Origin of the sequence: Nocardioides sambongensis, from assembly GCF_006494815.1 — a bacterium.
Taxonomy (GTDB): Bacteria; Actinomycetota; Actinomycetes; order Propionibacteriales; family Nocardioidaceae; genus Nocardioides; species Nocardioides sambongensis.
Genome location: NZ_CP041091.1, coordinates 3795831 through 3811226, shown reverse-complemented (window position 1 = coordinate 3811226; position 15396 = coordinate 3795831). Strand labels below are relative to the sequence as shown.

The following is a 15396-nucleotide window of genomic DNA, read 5'->3' as shown; positions in this document are numbered from 1 at the left end:
CTCCCTCCCGCGACGAGGGTAGTTCCGAACCCCAGCGGGGAAGTGTCGGCCCTCGCGATCGAGACGGCGCGCGGCCGGGCCGGGGCGCTCAGCGCAGCACGCGCTCGGCGATGAAGGCGATGTCGGCCGCGGTGGCGCCGGGCTCCCCCGAGGGCTGCATGACGTGGCTGAGCACCAGCCGCACGACCATGTCGATGCAGGCGTCGAGGCGCTCGGCGGACAGCGCGACCCGATAGCCGGCGACGCGGTCGGCGACCACCTGCTTCGCGCCGTCGAGCAGGTGGTCGCTGTGGGTGGTCAGCAGCGGGAGGAGCTCGGTGTCGGCACCGTGGGTGGCGGAGACGACCGCGTGCAGCAGCGCGTTGCCCTGCGCGTACTCCAGGACCCGGCGGGCGGAGTCCTCGATCGCCGCGGTCAGGTCGTCGGGATGCTCGTCGAAGGAGCGGGTGACGCCGGCCAGGAACCTGTCGAGCTCGCGCAGCACCACGGCCTCGGCGAGGTCGTTCTTGGTGCCGATCTCGTTGTAGACCGTCTGCCGGCTGACCCCGGCCACGGCGGCCAGCCGGGCCATCGTCACCCGGCCCCAGCCCTCGCTGGTCAGCAGGTCGGCCGCGGCCTGGCAGAGCCGGTCGCGCAGACCGCCACCGAGTGCCGGGGCCGTCGGGTCTGCTGTCACGTGCCGACTCTAGCCACCGGCGGATCGACCGGCACGAAGTCGACCTTCTCCCGCACCCCGCAGTCGGGGCAGCACCAGTCGTCGGGGATGTCGGCCCAGGCGGTGCCGGCCGCGAAGCCCTCGAGCTCGTTGCCGACCTCGACCTCGTAGGTGTGGCCGCAGCCGGGGCAGCGGGCGGCGAGGACCTCCTCGGCGGCCGGTGTGGCGGGCTGCGCTGCGGCCGGCCGGTCGCCGACCCGGCGTGCGTCGCCCTCCTCCGCGTCGCTGCCCGGATGCGGATGCGTGGCCGCCGGGCCGGGATAGCGGGCGAGGTACTTCTCCCGCTTGCCCGGGGCGATGTTGGCGCGGGTGACGTCGCCGTCGAAGTGGGCCACCACGCGCTTGTCCATCACCGCCCGCCAGACCGGCGGGACCAGGGCGAGCACGATCATCCCGGCGTACCCCGTGGGCAGGGCCGGGGACTCCTTGAAGTCGCGCAGCGTCTGGTAGCGACGAGTGGGGTTGGCGTGGTGGTCGCTGTGCCGCTGGAGGTGGTAGAGCAGCACGTTGGTGGCGACGTCGTTGGAGTTCCACGAGTGCGACGGGTCGACCCGCTCGTAGCGCTGCCGCTCGCCGACGCCGACCTTCTGCCGCAGCATCCCGTAGTGCTCGAGGTAGTTGACCACCTCCAGCAGCGAGAAGCCGACCACGGCCTGCAGCGCCAGGAACGGCGCGATCCGCCAGCCGAAGAGGCCGATCAGCACACCGAAGAGCACCACCGACATCAGCCAGGCGTTGAGCACGTCGTTGCCGAGGTGGAAGGGATGGGTCTTCTTGCGGGCGTAGCGACGCTTCTCCAGGCGCCAGGCGCTCTTCAGCGACCCCCAGACCGTGCGCGGCCAGAACTGGTAGAGGTTCTCCCCCAGCCTGCTGGAGGCGGGGTCCTCGGGCGTGGCGACGCGGACGTGATGGCCACGGTTGTGCTCGATGTAGAAGTGGCCGTAGAAGCTCTGGGCGAGGGCGATCTTGGAGAGCCAGCGCTCGTTGACCTCCCGCTTGTGACCGAGCTCGTGGGCCGTGTTGATCCCGATGCCCCCGATGCAGCCGACCGAGATCGCCACCGCGATCTTGTCGATCAGCGGCAGGTCGAAGTCACGCACCAGGTCCGGGCTGAGGTGGGTGGCCAGCCAGCCCTCGGCGCCGATCAGGTCGGCGACCCAGGCGATCGGGTTGATGCCGGCGATCATCGCGCAGACCGCGACCAGCGCGGCGTACTGGATCGGGAGGTAGGCGTAGGTGATCCAGCGGTAGTAGCGGTCCTTCTCCAGCTGCTCGATCACGTCGTCGGGCGGATTGGACTTGTCCAGGCCGGTGGCCAGGTCGATCGCCGGGATGATGCCCAGGATCAGGATCGGTCCGCCCCACAGCACCCAGTGCCACCCGAGCATTGCGTAGACGCCGACGATCGCGATCCCCAGCGTGGGGATCACCAGACCGAGCAGCCACAGATAGCGCTTCGGGTCCCGCCAGACCTCGGTCGAGCCTTCCGGCACGGTCTCCATCGTTGCCACCTTCCTCCGGGTCAAGGTTGACAGGAAAGTAACTTTTGTAAAGCGGTTTGACAATGGGGCACTTTCTGTCAACCGCCCACTCCTGTGACCGGGCTCACATTTTTGCACTTCCTTGGTATAGAGTGCAACAATCTTCGGGTGTCCATCACCACCCACCTCTCGCCGCGCGAAGCCAAGCGCTACGCGACCGCGCGCCGACTGCAGCGCTGCGCGCTGCAGCTGACCGTCGAGCGCGGCTACGACGGCTGGACGATGGACGACCTGGCCACCGAGGCCGAGGTGTCCCGGCGCACCGTGTTCAACTACTTCGAGGGCAAGGCCCAGGTCGTCCTCGGCCCGATCGCCGAGCTGGACCCCGAGCTGATCGCCACCTTCGTCGCCGGAGGACCCACCGGGGACCTCGTCGACGACCTGGTCTGCCTCGCCCAGTGCGCCACCGAAGAGGGGTCGGAGGACATCGACGCCCTGCCGGCGGTGCGCGAGGCGATCATCAAGGACGGCCGGCTGCTGGCCCTGGTGCACGAACGGTTCGAGACCATCACCGAGATGCTCGCCGAGGTCCTGCGTGAGCGCGAGGGCTCCTCGTTCCCCGCCGGGCGCGCCCGGCTGCTGCTCCGCCTCCTGCTGATCTGCCTCGACGACGCCGTCGAGCGCGCCGCCGCCGACCCCTCCCAGTCGTTCCCCGAGCTGCTCGGGGCCGCCGTCGCGGACGCCCGCGCCCTCTTCGCCCGCTGACCCCGGGCGCCGACGCCCCACCCGCACCACCGAGCACGACCACCCAGCACGACCACCGCACGCCCATCAGGACCCAGGAGACCCCATGGCACGCCTGCTCTACCGACTCGGCTCGACCGCCTACCGGCGGTGGCCCTTCTTCATCGCCGGCTGGCTCGTGCTCGCCGTCGCGGTCGGCGGCCTCGCCGCCGGCTTCTCCAAGCCCATGCAGGACCAGTTCACCATCCCCGGCATCCCGTCGGAGGAGGCCTCGGACCTGCAGCAGGAGCTCTTCCCCGGGGCCGAGGACGCCTTCGACGACGTCTCCTACAACGTCGTCGTGGCCGCCCCGGAGGGCGACACACTCGACGAGCCCGAGTACCAGGCCGCGATCACGGACCTGATCGCCGGCATCCAGCAGCTGCCGCAGATGTCGGACGACCCCGCGGACAACCCGCGGCTGACCGACCCCGTCGCCACCGCGGCGGGCCAGGAGAAGCAGATCGTCGGTCAGGCCCGGCAGGCCGGTGGCGACGTCGAGGCGGCCAAGGCGAACGCGGACGCGGTCTCCACCCTCTCCGACGACGGTCGCGTCGGCGTGATGACCGCCGAGTGGGACGCCGACAAGCCGACCGACATCGAGCCGGCCTCCCAGGACGCCCTGAAGGACCTGATGGCCGACACCACCGACGAGTCCGGCCTGATCGTCGAGGCGAACGGCTCCGGCATGTCGTCGATGGCCCCGCCCGGCGGCGAGTCCGAGCTGATCGGCATCGGCATCGCGCTGATCGTGCTGCTGCTCACCTTCGGCTCGCTGGTCGCGGCCGGCCTGCCCATCATCAACGCGATCGTGGGCGTCGGCCTCGGCCTCGCCGGTGTCACCGCGGCGACCGCGCTGACCGACAGCATCGGGTCGACCACGCCGATCCTGGCCAGCATGCTCGGTCTGGCCGTGGGCATCGACTACACCCTGTTCATCGTCGCCCGCTACCGCTCCGAGCTGCACCACACCGACGACCGGGCCCACGCGGCCGGCATCGCCGTCGGCACCGCCGGCTCCGCCGTGGTGTTCGCCGGACTCACCGTGCTGATCGCGCTCTCCGCGCTCGCCGTGGTCGGGATCCCGTTCCTCACCGCGATGGGTCTGGCCGCCGCGGCGACCGTCTTCCTGGCGGTGATGGTGGCCCTCACCCTGCTGCCCGCCGTGCTCGGCATGCTCAAGGGCAAGGCGTTCGGCGGGCAGATCCGCAAGTACCAGCCGAAGCGGGACGAGCAGGGCCTGATCGTGAACAACGGCGTGCGCTGGGCGCGCCTGCTCGGCAAGGCTCCGCTCGCGTTCGCCGCGCTCGTCGTGGTGGTCCTCGGCGTGCTCGCCGCGCCGGTCTCCCAGATGCAGCTCGCGTTCCCCTCCGACAGCACCTCGGACGCGTCGACCACCCAGCGCCAGGCCTCCGACCTGATGTCCGAGGCGTTCGGCCCGGGCCGCGAGGGCCCGTTGCTGGTGGTCGTCGACGGCACCGACGTGGCCGACGACGACGAGCGCCAGCAGGTCTTCTCCGACGTCGCCACCTGGGCCGGCGAGCAGGACGACGTCGCCAACGCGCAGATCGTGGCGACCAACGCCCCGGTCGACGAGAGCGGCGCTCCGACCGGTCCGGCGACGGGCGCGATCGTCCAGATCCAGCCCGAGTCCGGTCCGACGGACCAGGCCACCCTGGACCTGCTGCAGAACCTGCGGGACGGCGAGTCCGACCTGGAGGAGTCCGGCGACGTCAACATCGGTGTCACCGGCCTGACCGCGATCACCACCGACGTCTCCGACCGGCTCAACGACGCGCTCCCGGCGTACCTGGCGATCGTCGTCGGTCTCGCCTTCGTGCTGCTGATGCTGGTCTTCCGCTCGATCCTGGTGCCGCTCACCGCGACCCTGGGCTTCCTGCTCTCGGTGCTGGCCACCTTCGGTGCGACCGTGGCGATCTTCCAGGAGGGCCTGTTCGGGATCTTCGAGGGTCAGCCGATCATCAGCTTCCTGCCGATCATCCTGATCGGCATCGTGTTCGGCCTGGCGATGGACTACCAGGTGTTCCTGGTGACCCGGATGCGCGAAGCGCACGTGCACGGGATGAGCACCCGCGAGGCGGTGGTCGACGGGTTCCGCAACAGTGCCCGCGTGGTCACCGCGGCCGCCACCATCATGATCGCGGTCTTCGCCGCCTTCATGCTGATGGACGACCCGATCATCAAGTCGATGGGCTTCGCGCTGGCGGTCTCCATCGTGCTGGACGCGTTCATCGTCCGGATGGTGCTGATCCCCGCCGTGCTCTACCTGCTGGGTGAGAAGGCGTGGTGGATCCCGGCCTGGCTGGACAAGATCCTGCCCAACGTCGACGTCGAGGGCGAGTCCCTCGAGCGGGACTCCATCCCCGGTCGTGGCACCAGCTCCGACCTGGACGACGACCTGGACAAGGACCTCGAGACCGCCGGCGTGTGACGCCGGCACCGACCGAGACGGACGCCCCGTGGGAGATCTCCCACGGGGCGTCCGTGCGTCTGCGGCCGAGGCTCAGCCGAGCGCCTTCTCGATGTCCCCGCCCAGCTTCTCCGGCTTCGTGGTCGGCGCGTAGCGGTCGATCACCTGGCCGTCACGGCCCAGCAGGAACTTGGTGAAGTTCCACTTGATCTTCTCGCCGAGCAGTCCGCCGTGCTCGGACTTCAGCCACTGGTAGAGCGGGTGCGCGTCGTCGCCGTTCACGTCGATCTTGGAGAACAGCGGGAAGCTCACCCCGAAGTTCCGCTCGCAGAAGGACGCGATCTCGTCCTCGTCGCCCGGCTCCTGGTGGCCGAACTGGTCGCACGGGAAGCCGAGCACCGTGAACCCCTGGTCGGCGTAGGTGTCCTGCAGCTCCTGCAGTCCCTTGTACTGCGGGGTGAAGCCGCACTGCGAGGCGGTGTTGACGACGAGCACCACCTGGCCGTCGTACGACGAGAGGTCGACGTCCTGGCCGTCGATGGAGGTCGCGGAGAAGTCGCGGAGTGTGGTCATGCTCCTCAGCCTAGGAGCCCGGGTGCCACGGCTCGCCCCAACGTCCGGCGAAGGCGAAGGTGGCGACCTCGCGCCGGACCCGCTCCCGGTCGTGCTTCGACCGCTCCCGCTCCGAGGCCAGGGCGAGGTCGCCGGGCCTGCCCACCGCGATCCCGGTCAGCAGCCGCACGTACGGCGGGACCCCGAGCGCCGCGGCCACCGCAGCGTGGTCGTAGCCGGCGAACTGGTGGGCGTGCAGGCCCATCGCGCGGGCCTGCAGGGTCAGGTGCGCGGCCGCCTGGCCCAGGTCGTGCACCGCGTAGGTCGGGTTGTCGGCGCCCTCCCCGGTCTCGTCGGGGGCGACCTGGGTGGCGCCGAGCAGCACCACCGCGGCGCGCGGGACCCAGCTCGCGTTGCCGCGGGTGAGGTGGGCGACCAGGACGTCGTGGGTCGGCGTACCGCGCTCGGCGACCAGGAACCGCCACGGCTGCGTGTTCCCCCAGCTCGGCGCCCAGCGCGCGGCCTCCAGCAGGGTCGCGATCTGCGAGGCGTCCAGGGTCTGCCCGGGGTCGAAGACCGTCGGCGACCAGCGCGAGCGCATCGGCTCGGCGAGCACCTCGGCTCCCGGCCGGGGCGCGTGCGGGTGGGACGACTCGGAGCCGGTCATGGTGGCCAGTATCGCCAGGGCCGCGACGCCGAGCGACTTGGGAGTAACCGCGGGCCGGGTGGAGAATCCCAGGGTGGCGGCTACAGCGACACCCTCGTCCAACTCGATCACCATGCGCCTCTACACGGTGCCCGACCACCGTGTCGTCGGCGCCGTGGCGACCGCGATCGCCGAGGCCGGCGGCGTGGTCACCGCGATCGACGTCGCGGAGTCGAGCCACCAGCGGCTCGTCGTCGACGTCACCTGCTCCTCCTCCGACGCCGAGCACGCCCGCGCGCTCGAGTCCGCGGTCGGCGCGGTCGAGGGCGTCGAGGTGCACAAGGTCTCCGACCGGACCTTCCTGCTCCACCTCGGCGGCAAGATCGAGGTCGCCTCCAAGGTCGCGCTGAAGACCCGTGACGACCTGTCCATGGCCTACACGCCCGGTGTCGGCCGGGTCTCCTCCGCGCTGGCGGCCAACCCCGGCGACGTCTCCCGGCTCACCATCAAGGGCAACGCGGTGGCCGTGGTGACCGACGGCTCGGCGGTGCTCGGCCTCGGCAACATCGGTCCGGGCGCGGCGCTCCCGGTGATGGAGGGCAAGGCGGCGCTGTTCAAGCGGTTCGGCAGTGTCGACGCGTGGCCGATCTGCCTGGACACCCAGGACGTCGACGAGATCGTCCGCGCGGTCGAGCTGATCGCGCCCGGCTTCGGCGGGATCAACCTCGAGGACATCGCGGCCCCCCGCTGCTTCGACATCGAGGCGCGGCTCCGCGAGCGGCTCGACATCCCCGTCTTCCACGACGACCAGCACGGTACGGCGATCGCCGTGCTCGCGGGCCTGCGCAACGCGCTGCGCGTGGTCGGCAAGGAGCTGGAGACGATCCGCGTGGTGGTCTCCGGCGGTGGTGCGGCCGGCACCGCGATCGTGAACCTGCTGATCGCCGCCGGTGTCCCCGACATCGTGGTCTCCGACCGGGAGGGCTGCCTGGTGGCCGACGACCCTGCCCTCTCGCCGGCCCACGCCGAGCTGGCGTCGCGGACCAACCCGCGACGCGTCGCCGGGGACCTCCACGACGGCCTGCGCGGCGCCGACGTCTTCATCGGCGTCTCCGCTCCCAACATCCTGGACCCGGAGTGGATCCCCGACATGGCCGAGGACGCGATCGTCTTCGCGATGGCGAACCCGGACCCGGAGGTCGACCCCGGCGCCGCGGGCAAGTACGCCGCGGTGGTCGCCTCCGGCCGCTCGGACTACCCCAACCAGCTCAACAACGTGCTGGTGTTCCCGGGCGTCTTCCGCGGCCTCCTCGACGCCCGCGCCGTGGATGTGACCACCGACCAGATGCTGCGTGCCGCCGCGGCCATCGCCGCCGTGGTCACCGACGACGAGCTCAACGCCAGCTACATCATCCCGACCGTCTTCCACCCCGAGGTGCACTCGGCGGTGGCCACCGCGATCGCCGCGCCCGAGCACGCCTGACCGCGGCAGCCGTCCGCGTGCCGGCGGCGGAACTGGCAGGCTTCGCCCCATGGAGGCCACCGAACGGGCAGTGAACCCGATCCGCCGGTGGGGCGGACGCGCCGTCCTGCTGGTGATCACGGGCGTCGGCCTCTACGTGGTGACGCCCAGCCTGCTCACCATGTTCGGCGCGTGGCCGCAGCTGGCCTCGGTCGAGGTGCACTGGTTCCTGATCCTGACCGTGCTGGAGACGGCCAGCCTGGCGATGCTGTGGTGGCTGGCCCGGATCGCGCTCGCGCCGCCGAAGAGCGACACCACCACCCCGCACCTGGGCTGGGGCACCGCGGCCGCCGCGCAGCTGGCCGGCCACGCCGCGAGCAAGGTGATCCCCGGCGGCGCCGCCACCGGCGGCGTGATCCAGGGACGGGTGCTGGTGACCAGCGGCCAGTCGGCCGGCGCCGTGGTCTCCGGGCTCACCGCCAGCAACCTGCTCACCACCGCCGTCCTGCTGCTGCTGCCGGTGCTCACCATCCCCGCGCTGGCGATCGGGCCGCCGCCCGCCGAGCAGCTGCGGCTGGGGCTGCTGGTCTCGCTGATCGTCGCGGTGGTGATCGTGGCGATCGGCACGGTCGCGCTGACCGCGCCGAAGGTCGTCCACGCGGTCGGGCGGGCGATCGGCACGGTCGCCCACGTCGTACGACGCCGGTGGACCGCGCAGGGCACCGCCGACGCGCTCTCCGCCCAGCGTGAGCGGGTGGTGGCCGCCTTCGCCGGACGCTGGTGGTGGGCGGTCCTCGCAGCGGCCGGGAACCGGATGTTCGACTACGCCGCGCTGGTCGCAGCGCTGGTCGCGTTCGGCGCCCACGCACGACCGGCCGAGGTGCTGCTGTGCTATGTGGTCGCCCAGGCACTCACCTTCATCCCGATCACCCCGGGCGGGCTCGGGTTCGTCGACGCCGGCCTGACCGGGCTGCTCGTGGTGATCGGCGTCCCGGCCGACACCGCGCTGATCGGCACGCTGCTCTACCGGCTCTTCTCCTTCTGGCTGCCGATCCCGATCGGCGCCATGGTCTGGGCCGGCTGGCGGATCGGGACCCGCGGCTCATCGGGGCAACCCGTCTCCCCGGCGGAGTGAGCGGTGTAGCGTCCGCACCTGGGAAAGGGTGACGGGCGCCACAGCGGCACCCGTCCGTGGTGGCTCCGGGCCGGAGTCACGAGGGAGGAAGCACATGCGCACGTTGTCGTCGTTGGTCGTCGTCGGTCTGCTCGGGGCGGGACTCGCCGCGGTGGGAGCCGCGCCCGCCCAGGCGGACCCGGTCGATCCGCCCGGATGGGACAACGGCCCCGGCGGTGAGCGGTACGTCGCGTTCGGCGACTCGTTCGTCTCCGGGCCGGGCATCCTGCCCCAGCGTCCCGGGATCTGCGCGCGCAGCGAGAAGAACTTCCCCACGCTGGTCGCGAAGCGGCTCGGGGTCACCACCTTCACCGACGCGAGCTGCGGCGGCGCGACCACCGAGGACTACTGGGCACCGCAGGCCCAGGGCGGGAGCGAGAACCCGGCGCAGCTCGACGCGCTGGACGCCGACACCACCCTGGTCACCCTCGGCACCATGGGCGGCAACGACGTCGGTCTGGTCGGGATCGCCACCAGCTGCTTCACCAGCGACTGCGTCGGCAGCGACGACGACGCCCACCACCAGGCGATCGATGCCCTGGCGCCGGTCTACCGCGACCTGGTCGACGAGGTCCGCGAGCGGTCCCCGGAGGCCGAGATCGTCGCCGTCGGATACGGCACCTACGTGCCGCCGACCAGCTGCCCGGCGCTGCCCGGCGTGACCCCGGCCGAGGCGGTCTACCTGCAGGGCCTGATCGACCACATGAGCGACGTGATCGGCGCGGTCGCCGAGGAGGAGGGCATCGCGTTCGCCGACATGCGCACCATCCCCGGCGCCGTCGACCACACCCCGTGCGCGGACCCCGACGAGCAGTGGATCCGGGCGATCAGCACCTACAACGACGGAGCCCCGATGCACCCGTCCACCGCCGGCATGCGGATGATGGCCGGCGAGGTCCTGCAGACCATCCAGCAGGCCCGCGGCACGCAGCGGGCCCTGGCCGGCGCGGCCGACTCGATCCAGCTCCGCGCCCACTGCCTCGGGATGGGGCCGGCCAAGCGGCTGCGGGTCGTCGTCCGCGGCGGGAACGGCCTGACCGACCGGGTCACCGTCCGGGTGGGTCGCCAGCAGGTCGGAGTTGTGCAGACGGCTCCGTGGCGGATCACCCCGAAGGTGCGCGCGATCAAGCCCGGCAACCGCGACGGCCGGGTGCGCGCGCAGGTGCGGCTGACCCGGGACGGCGCGGTGAAGGTGGCCACGATCGCGCGGCCCGCTCCGCGCTGCGTCCGGCGTCGCTGATCCGCGGATCGCCCGGGCCGGATGGCACAGTGGCCCGGGCGAGCGGACCACCACCCGAGCACTTCGGAGGAGCACAGATGACCATCCAGATCGTGACCGGCGTCGACCGGACCGAGACGGCGCTGACGGCGGCGCGCCGCGCGGTCCAGCTGGCCTCGGCCCTCGACGGCGACCTGCACGTGATCTCGGCCTACGGCAAGGCCGACGCCGAGGTGATCGAGGAGGGCAGCGAGGAGTTCGTCGTCAGCAACGAGCAGAGCGGGTTGGCGCTGGCCCAGGAGGTCGTGCTCACGCTGCAGCGGGAGACGCCCGAGGTGCGGATCACCGCGGCCGCCGCCGGCGGCAAGCCCGCCGAGGCGCTGGTCCGGATCGCCGAGCACCTCGGCGCCGACCTGATCGTGATCGGGAACCGCCGGGTGCAGGGACCGGCCCGGGTGCTCGGCAGCGTCGCCCGCGACGTCGCCGCACATGCACCCTGCGACGTCTACATCGTGCACACCACCGGCCGGTAGCCGGCGTCGGTCAGGCGACGCCCCGGCCGCCCGCGGCGACGGCCGCCTCGACCTTCTCCCGCGGCCCGGCCACGAAGACGTACTCGGTGTTGCGCAGCCGGGCCGGCCGGCCCACCTTCGCGCCGGCCGGGCTGTAGATCCCGATCCGGGCACCGACGTAGCGCTGGGAGTCGTAGCCGAGCACCCGCACCTCCTCGTGGCCGGCTGCCCGCAGGGCGGCCACCATCTCCTCGACGCTGACCCAGGACTCGTCGTTGTAGGAGACCATCAGCACCTCGGCGCGGGCACGGGCGATCAGCGCGGACAGCGCCTGCGGCATCGTCCGCCGGCTGTTGAACGGGCTCTTGGTGGCCACGTCGCGGCTGTCCACCCGCTTGCAGGCGACGCCGTAGTGCTCGGGAGCGTCCCAGCGGACCAGGGTCTCCCAGATGTGGTAGTTCGTGAAGTACCGGTGCTGGTTGTACGGCGGGTCCAGGTACATCAGATCCGTCGGCGGCAGCTCCTCGACGGTGGCCAGCGCGTCCCCGCGGATCGTCGTACCGACTCCCGGGAGCAGGTCGGGGGGCTGCAGCTCGAGGTCACGATGCGCCCGGGGCGCCCACTCCTTGAGGTAGGCCATCTGCAGCCCGGTGGTCGAGTCCACCCGGTCGGCGGCGAGCAGCAGGCTGGTCAGCAGCAGCGGGTAGAGCGGCGAGTCGCGGTGCCGGGTCTCGATGGCGTCGCGGATGGCGTCCACGCGGGCGCCGTTCTTGGGCTGGAAGAACCGCGCCCGCTCGCAGAACGTCGCGGTGAAGTAGCCGGCGCGCCCGGGCAGCGCCTCGAGCTCGGCGAGCGTCTCGCGGAGCTCGTCGGGGTCGACGGCGTCCCGGTCGGTGCCGATGTAGCAGGCGGCCAGCACCTCGGAGTAGGTCGCGATGTCCGCGGCGGTGACCTGCAGCCCGCGCCGCTTCAGCTCGCGGGCGACCCGCGTCGTACCGGTGAAGAGGTCGACGGCGGTGGCCGCCCCGGTGGCGACCGCCATGTCCGCCAGGACCGGGACCAGGGCCCGCTTGGAGCCCAGGTACTTGATCATGGCGGAACGCTACTGGCCGACCCGACCGTCGACCCGTTCGCGCAGCAGGTCGGCGTGGCCGCAGTGCCGGGCGTACTCGACGATGTGCGCGAGCAGCAGGTCCCGCAGGGTGAGGTCCGCGCCGTCCGGGCCGAGGTCGGAGTCACCGGCGTTGTAGGCGTCGAGGTCGGCGATCGATGCGACCATCCGGTCGGTCTCGGCGACCTCGTGCCGCCAGCGGCGCCAGGCGTCCTCGACCACCGCCGGATCGGCGACCGCGCCGTTCCAGTCACCGTCGCGGTCCTGCTCGGTCCGGTAGAGCCGGGGCGCGTCCGCACCCGTCATCACCCGACGGACGTGGCGTTCGTCCTCGACGGCGTGGCGCAGCAGCCCCAGCAGGGACATCGTCGACGGCGGGACCGACCGGCGCGCGAGCTGCTCGGCGTCCAGGCCGGAGCACTTCAGCTCCAGCGTCAGCCGGTAGTAGCGCAGGTAGTCGAGCAGCAGGGCGCGCTCGTCGACGGGCGCCGACGGGCCGCCCTCCCGGGGATCGTCGTCGGGATCGACCCACATGTCGGCGAAGACGGTCGCCTCCGTCCACCGTGCCGTCGGCTCGCCTGCGTCCGCTGAGGTCCCCATCCGGGCATTGTCGGACGCATCCGCGGGGCCCGGCAATCGGATTCGTCCGCCCGCCACGGCATCGGCGTGCCGCGGAGCAGGGACGGGACGGACGGACCGGAGGTCTCAGGCGGTGGGGCGGGGTGCGGTGAGCAGGCGGCCGAGCGCCCAGATCACGGCGACGTCGAGGGCGATGATCGCGATCGCCCAGAACGGCTGGAACGGCAGCCAGGCGAAGTTCACCACGGCCGAGGCCACGGCGAGGCTCATCCCGACGATGACCGCCCAGGTCTGGCCGGCGAGCAGCGCGCCGCCGGTGACCACGAGGACGATGCCGACCAGGAGGTGGATCCAGCCCCAGGTGGTCAGGTCGAACTCGAAGACGTAGTTGGCGCCGGCCACGAGGAACTCGTCCTCCGCGATCGCCGCAATTCCTTCGATGACCTGGAAGAGTCCGACGGTCATCAGGACGACGGCCGCGAAGATCGACAGCCCGTCCGTCCACGCATCCTTGGCGTAGCTCTCAGTGTTCGTCATGGACCCAGGATCGTCCATCGGCGGCGCCAGCGGGGGCATCCGACCCGGTGAGCCGCCGGGGATGTCGCTGCTCCTGGCCGCGCCGGGATCACGGTACGTCGGCCCGGCGCGGGTGTCAGGCGTCGGGTGTGCCCGCTCCCGGCCCGCCCGCCGGCTCCGGCTCCGGCGCGCCGACGGTGACCGGCGCCGGACGCGCGAGCACCGCGACCAGCAGCAGGACCACCGCGGTGATCGCGACCAGCCAGAGAGCGAACGCACCACTGGGGTGGTCGCGCATCACGTAGATCACCAGGGCGGCGGCGAGCACACCGATCCGCAGCGGCACCTGGTACTCGTGCAGCGCGACCCCGAACCGCCCGGTGTTCACACCGACCCGTTCGCCGCCGCCGCGCACGGCGGCCAGCGCCGTACCGGTCCCGCGACGCAGCGCCGTCGGGGTCCGCTCCGGTCCGGAGACCCAGGCGATGAACGCGGCGGCCAGGGCGATCACGAGGACCGCGCGGAGATTGACCCGGATGAACTCGACCAGCGCGTCGTAGACGATCACCGCGACGTCGGTGCGGATCTGGTCGGCCGGGATCGCGTTGGCGTAGATCTCGCGGAAGACGTTGAGCGCGACCCCGAGCAACAGCATCGCCAGCCCCAGCGCCAGCGCCCCGGCGACGAAGGTACGCCGGCGCGAGCGCCCGACCGCGACCGCGCCGGCCAGGCAGAGCAGTGCCACGATCGGCAGCCAGACGCTGAGCGCGCTGAGGATCCGGAAGCCGCTCTGGGCCCTGGCCAGGTCGGCGGAGGCGAAGATGGTGAACTCCGCGTTGATCGTGGGCAGCCGCTCGGCAAGGGTGAACCCGCGCTCGACCAGGGCCATCTGGACGGCCTCGATCACCGTCGCCAGGTTCACCCTGACCGCGTTGTCGGTGACCTCGACGCTGTCGCCGTCCTTGCCGGTGAGGACCGCCACCAACTGGGTGTGCGCCTGCCGGTTGGCCTGCTCCCAGGCCTGGGCGAAGGTCTCGGACTCGACCAGCCTGGTCACCTGTTGGCGGATGAAGCTCTCCACCGCGCCGGCCAGCGGGTCGGCCAGCGCCTGCAGGCTGGTGGCCGCGAGGGGCGGCAGGCCGCGCTCGGTCAGCGCGTCGATGCCCTGCTGGGTCACCGCCTCGATCTCCAGCCGGGTCACGATCTCGTTGGTGATCCGGTCGATCGCCGCCGCCTGCACCACCGGGTCCTCGGCGAGCGGGGCCACGGTCTCGACGTACCGGTCGGTGTCGGAGACCTCGTCGTGGGCCCAGCGGGCGACCACCGAGACCACCGACAGCAGCGCCATCACCACGATCAGGACGGTCGCGACCACCGGCCGCCACCATCCGGTACGACGCCCGCCCGGCGTCGCCTCGTCGGCGACCGGGTCCGCGGCGGCCGGCTCGGCGACCTGCGCCTTGAGCCGGGCCACCTCCTCGCGCAGCCGCTGGACCTCCGCAGCGTCGGCTGCCGGGTCGGTGCCCCCGCCGGTGGTGCTCATCGGGCGGCCGGCCGGAAGGACCGCAGGGCGATGGCCGCGATGATGGCCAGGGCGCCGCCGACGATCAGCCAGATGGCGGTGAAGATGACCAGCGCGTGCAGCGAGAACTCGGTGAAGACGATCAGGAACCCACCGACCAGCACGGTCAGTCCACCGGTCACCAGCTCCCAGGTGCGACCGCCCGGGGGCGGCGCGAGCAGCGCGAGCATGATGTCGACGACGCCGGCGACGAGCCAGAAGACCCCGAGCACGATGCCGAGCACGAGCACGCTCTGCAGCGGGTCGCGCAGCACCAGCAGTCCGACCACGAGCGAGAACCCGCCGATGACGCCGGAGAGGACCCGGATCCCGGTGTCGCGTCCGGAGGCCGCCAGCGCGGAGATCACCCGGAACACTCCCGCGATGATCAGCTGGATCGCGATGATCGCGGTGAAGACCGTGACCGAGGCGTCCGGCCAGGCGACCAGCACGATGCCGAGAACCAGGGTGACGATGCCGTAGCCGAGGACCAGCCCCCAGTGCGCGGCGAACTGCCGGAACCCGGCCGGGAGCACCGTGACGGTGACCTCGGTGGTCGAGATGTCGGGGTCGGTCATCGGCACTCCAGTTCCTGGTTCGGCGGCGTCGACGGGCGCCTGGGAGGCGTCGTCCCGACGTCACGGCATCCGGGCC

15 protein-coding genes are annotated in these 15396 nt (G+C 71.9%); 6 read left to right on the top strand and 9 right to left on the bottom strand.

What is annotated here, in order from left to right:
• Window positions 1-88: 88 nt before the first annotated feature.
• Together FIV43_RS17720 and FIV43_RS23305 are read right to left on the bottom strand one after the other, a co-directional pair.
• On the bottom strand, window positions 89-676 hold the full coding sequence (locus FIV43_RS17720) for a TetR/AcrR family transcriptional regulator (protein ID WP_141015196.1): 588 nt from the start codon (window positions 674-676) through the stop codon (window positions 89-91).
• Entirely contained in the window at window positions 673-2217 is a 1545-nt protein-coding gene (locus tag FIV43_RS23305; RefSeq protein WP_141015195.1) for a fatty acid desaturase, read from the bottom strand. The genes FIV43_RS17720 and FIV43_RS23305 overlap by 4 nt, the downstream gene beginning before the upstream one ends.
• 147 nt (window positions 2218-2364) lie before the next feature.
• Between FIV43_RS23305 and FIV43_RS17710 the strand changes: the two genes are divergently transcribed.
• Both FIV43_RS17710 and FIV43_RS17705 read left to right on the top strand, forming a co-directional pair.
• A complete protein-coding gene (locus FIV43_RS17710) occupies window positions 2365-2961 on the top strand; it encodes a TetR/AcrR family transcriptional regulator (RefSeq protein ID WP_181407571.1) in 597 nt (198 codons plus the stop codon).
• Between the two features lie 85 nt (window positions 2962-3046).
• Complete coding sequence (locus FIV43_RS17705; RefSeq protein ID WP_141015193.1) at window positions 3047-5431, top strand: MMPL family transporter; 2385 nt, start codon at window positions 3047-3049, stop codon at window positions 5429-5431.
• Window positions 5432-5503: 72 nt separating this feature from the next.
• Here FIV43_RS17705 and FIV43_RS17700 read toward each other — a convergent pair whose 3' ends face one another.
• A complete protein-coding gene (locus tag FIV43_RS17700; RefSeq protein ID WP_141015192.1) occupies window positions 5504-5983 on the bottom strand; it encodes a glutathione peroxidase in 480 nt (159 codons plus the stop codon).
• Between the two features lie 10 nt (window positions 5984-5993).
• On the bottom strand, window positions 5994-6743 hold the full coding sequence (locus FIV43_RS17695; RefSeq protein ID WP_231123495.1) for a nitroreductase family protein: 750 nt from the start codon (window positions 6741-6743) through the stop codon (window positions 5994-5996).
• Between FIV43_RS17695 and FIV43_RS17690 the strand changes: the two genes are divergently transcribed.
• The 4 genes from FIV43_RS17690 (at window position 6742) to FIV43_RS17675 (ending at window position 10996) form a co-directional block, all read left to right on the top strand.
• Window positions 6742-8091, top strand: a complete 1350-nt coding sequence (locus FIV43_RS17690) for an NAD-dependent malic enzyme (RefSeq protein ID WP_141015191.1) — start codon at window positions 6742-6744, stop codon at window positions 8089-8091. The genes FIV43_RS17695 and FIV43_RS17690 overlap by 2 nt on opposite strands.
• A gap of 49 nt (window positions 8092-8140) precedes the next feature.
• Complete coding sequence (locus FIV43_RS17685; RefSeq protein WP_141015190.1) at window positions 8141-9205, top strand: lysylphosphatidylglycerol synthase transmembrane domain-containing protein; 1065 nt, start codon at window positions 8141-8143, stop codon at window positions 9203-9205.
• A 94-nt stretch (window positions 9206-9299) separates the two neighbouring features.
• On the top strand, window positions 9300-10484 hold the full coding sequence (locus FIV43_RS17680) for an SGNH/GDSL hydrolase family protein (RefSeq protein WP_141015189.1): 1185 nt from the start codon (window positions 9300-9302) through the stop codon (window positions 10482-10484).
• Between the two features lie 77 nt (window positions 10485-10561).
• Window positions 10562-10996 carry a universal stress protein gene (locus FIV43_RS17675; protein ID WP_141015188.1) on the top strand — a complete coding sequence of 145 codons (435 nt, stop codon included), beginning with the start codon at window positions 10562-10564 and terminating at the stop codon, window positions 10994-10996.
• Window positions 10997-11006: 10 nt separating this feature from the next.
• Here FIV43_RS17675 and FIV43_RS17670 read toward each other — a convergent pair whose 3' ends face one another.
• The 5 genes from FIV43_RS17670 to FIV43_RS17650 form a co-directional block, all read right to left on the bottom strand.
• A complete protein-coding gene (locus FIV43_RS17670; RefSeq protein ID WP_141015187.1) occupies window positions 11007-12068 on the bottom strand; it encodes a DNA adenine methylase in 1062 nt (353 codons plus the stop codon).
• Between the two features lie 9 nt (window positions 12069-12077).
• Entirely contained in the window at window positions 12078-12686 is a 609-nt protein-coding gene (locus tag FIV43_RS17665) for a DinB family protein (protein WP_196780879.1), read from the bottom strand.
• 105 nt (window positions 12687-12791) lie between these two features.
• Window positions 12792-13202 carry a DUF7144 family membrane protein gene (locus FIV43_RS17660; protein ID WP_196780878.1) on the bottom strand — a complete coding sequence of 137 codons (411 nt, stop codon included), beginning with the start codon at window positions 13200-13202 and terminating at the stop codon, window positions 12792-12794.
• Window positions 13203-13317: 115 nt separating this feature from the next.
• The gene (locus FIV43_RS17655) at window positions 13318-14724 is read right to left on the bottom strand and encodes a hypothetical protein (protein WP_141015185.1); all 1407 of its coding nucleotides are present in this window, start codon (window positions 14722-14724) and stop codon (window positions 13318-13320) included.
• On the bottom strand, window positions 14721-15320 hold the full coding sequence (locus FIV43_RS17650; protein ID WP_141015184.1) for an HdeD family acid-resistance protein: 600 nt from the start codon (window positions 15318-15320) through the stop codon (window positions 14721-14723). The genes FIV43_RS17655 and FIV43_RS17650 overlap by 4 nt, the downstream gene beginning before the upstream one ends.
• Window positions 15321-15396 lie beyond the last annotated feature (76 nt).